The sequence below is a fragment of the Leisingera sp. genome (assembly GCF_982940295.1).
Map to the genome: position 1 here is coordinate 20,953 of NZ_CEYXRG010000034.1, position 2,128 is coordinate 23,080.

3 protein-coding genes and 1 tRNA gene are annotated in these 2,128 nt (G+C 66.1%); 1 reads left to right on the forward strand and 3 read right to left on the reverse strand.

What is annotated here, in order from left to right; translation table 11 throughout:
* The first annotated feature begins 116 nt into the window (after nucleotides 1–116).
* A tRNA-Asp gene (locus AC4HIX_RS20190) sits at nucleotides 117–193 on the forward strand.
* Nucleotides 194–263: 70 nt separating this feature from the next.
* Here the strand turns inward: AC4HIX_RS20190 and AC4HIX_RS20195 are convergent.
* The 3 genes from AC4HIX_RS20195 to AC4HIX_RS20205 form a co-directional block, all read right to left on the reverse strand.
* Nucleotides 264–653, reverse strand: coding sequence for a DUF4440 domain-containing protein (locus AC4HIX_RS20195; protein ID WP_490400279.1), 390 nt, complete (start codon nucleotides 651–653; stop codon nucleotides 264–266).
* A 57-nt stretch (nucleotides 654–710) separates the two neighbouring features.
* Nucleotides 711–932 carry a hypothetical protein gene (locus AC4HIX_RS20200; protein WP_490400280.1) on the reverse strand — a complete coding sequence of 74 codons (222 nt, stop codon included), beginning with the start codon at nucleotides 930–932 and terminating at the stop codon, nucleotides 711–713.
* Between the two features lie 125 nt (nucleotides 933–1,057).
* On the reverse strand, nucleotides 1,058–1,936 hold the full coding sequence (locus tag AC4HIX_RS20205) for an alpha/beta fold hydrolase (RefSeq protein ID WP_490400281.1): 879 nt from the start codon (nucleotides 1,934–1,936) through the stop codon (nucleotides 1,058–1,060).
* Between the last annotated feature and the right edge of the window lie 192 nt (nucleotides 1,937–2,128).

Below are 2,128 nucleotides of genomic sequence, written 5' to 3' on the forward strand. Positions count from 1 at the left end.
CCGGCCTGTCACGCCGGGGGTCGCGGGTTCGAGCCCCGTCAACCGCGCCACTTTCGCCCGCCGCCCTGACGTTTCAGGGTCCGCCCCGGAGGGGACCAATGCCGAAAGGCCCATGCGCGGTTGTAGCTCAGTTGGTTAGAGTACCGGCCTGTCACGCCGGGGGTCGCGGGTTCGAGCCCCGTCAACCGCGCCACTTTCCTCTAAGATAGCGAAAAATGCTGAACCGCTTTGCAACGCGCGTTGGCACGCCATGCGTTTTGCGGTCAGTCCTCTGGCTCAGGTGTGTCCTGACTGAAACTGTTGAGCCAGCCGTCTTTGCCCTTTTCCCAAAGCGACGAGATCAGCATCCGTTTCCAGCCGCTGCTGCCGGCCGGCTGATAGGCCGCGCGGTAGGACAGCAGAACAGCCTCTGGCGAGAGGACGCGCAGCTGTGCATCGCTCAGGCGGTATCCTGCCATCACCGGCCCGCCCTGCAGCTGCGCGCAATGGCCTGCTTTGTCCGAAAATCCGCTGGGATAGACGCCGAGGAAATCCTCCGTCAGCATCCGCCCGTCTGCCTCAGGGTCGCCCGCCTTCAACGCCTCCCAGACCTTGGTTTCCAAGGCGAGAATTTCGGCGAGCAGGGGGCCGTCAGTCAGAATCTCTGTGGTCATGGCGCAAGCGTGGCGCCCTGGCGTCCGCTTGGCAAGCCACGCGGACGCGTGCGGCTGTTACAGAGACGGCGGTATAGGTTCTGCGCTGGTGTCGTGGCGCCATCCGGTCAGATCGGAATCAATCCATTTCCGGAGGTGGTCCATATCGGGCTTGGGGTTGGCTTCCAGGTAGCGCAGCAGCACGCGGGTGCCATGCTGATACCCGGCACGGTAGCTTTCCTCAGGGTCGGTCTGGGTGCCTTCGAATCCGGGCGGCCGTTTGAACCTGCTTTGCAGCATTTGCTGTCTCCGTCTGTTTGATGTCATGCGGTCCGGGGCAGGCTAGGGCAAGAGCGATAACCGAGTCTTAACTTGCGTGCGTAAAACGAACGTAAGCCGGTGCGGTCCTGAGGGCTGCGCGGCAGTCACAAAGGCGGCAGCGGGGTAATAAAGTCCAGCAGTGCGGCGGCGGTTTCGCGCGGTGCGCTGTCGATGAAGAAATGCCCGCCGGGGATGCTTCCTGCGGTCATGTCCTGGAGGCGAGGCGCCCAGGCCGCGGCGACGTCATAGGCCCGGGCCATGGCGCCATCGGCACCGTAAAGCACCAGCGCCGGGCATTGGACTTGGCGGTCCAGATCGCGGGCGTCGTCGTGGAAATCGACCTCGATCGCGGCACGGTAGTCGTTGCACATGGCGTGGACGCAGGCCGGGTCCGCCCAGGCGCGGCGGTAGGCGGCCAGTGCGGCGGGCGGGAAATCAGAAAGCGAGGCGCCGCCCCAGCCGAGCAGGCAGCTTTCGAAGTAGGCCTGCGGATCGGCGCCGATCATCCGCTCCGGCAGCGGCGCGGGCTGAGCGAGGAAAAACCAGTGGTAATAGGCGCGTGCCACCTGTTGCGTCAGCTGGTCCAGCAATGTGTGCGTCGGGATGATGTCCATCACGGTTAGGCTGGCAACCGCATCTGGCGCATCGAGCGCCAGCCGGTGCGCGGTGCGGCCGCCGCGATCATGGCCCGCCAGGTGGAAACGGGGGAACCCGAGCGCGCGCATCAGCGCAAGCTGATCGGCAGCCATGCTGCGAAAGCTCATCGCCGTCACGCCTTCGGGCTTGGAGCTGGCGCCATAGCCGCGCAGGTCGGCGGTCACCACGGTGAACTTCCGGGCGAGGAGAGGGGCGGTCTCTGCCCACATCTCCTTGGTCTGCGGGAAGCCGTGCAGCAGGAGGAGCGGCGGGCCCTCGCCGCGCCGGGTATAGGCAATCTGCTGGCCGTTCACCTGCAGGGTGCCGGATTGACTTGGCGCTGGCATGGGCTTCTCCCTTCGCGGCGGCGTCTTTCCGGGATTGGACCCTGAGGGCGGCACAGGATCAAGCCTGCAGCTGCGTTTGCATTGAGGGGAGGGGCTCCCGCGCCTTCTGGCGGGCATCAAAGATGCCATCCAGAAACTTGGGCCCGGCGCCGTGCTGGCGCACGGCGCGGGCCCCCCCAGGGGGGGCGGGGG

Excerpts from the sequence above, each read along its gene's own strand:
- AC4HIX_RS20195 (WP_490400279.1), bottom strand. The coding sequence starts at position 653 with ATGACCACAGAGATTCTGACTGACGGCCCCCTGCTCGCCGAAATTCTC.
- AC4HIX_RS20205 (WP_490400281.1), bottom strand. The coding sequence starts at position 1,936 with ATGCCAGCGCCAAGTCAATCCGGCACCCTGCAGGTGAACGGCCAGCAG.
- AC4HIX_RS20200 (WP_490400280.1), bottom strand. The coding sequence starts at position 932 with ATGCTGCAAAGCAGGTTCAAACGGCCGCCCGGATTCGAAGGCACCCAG.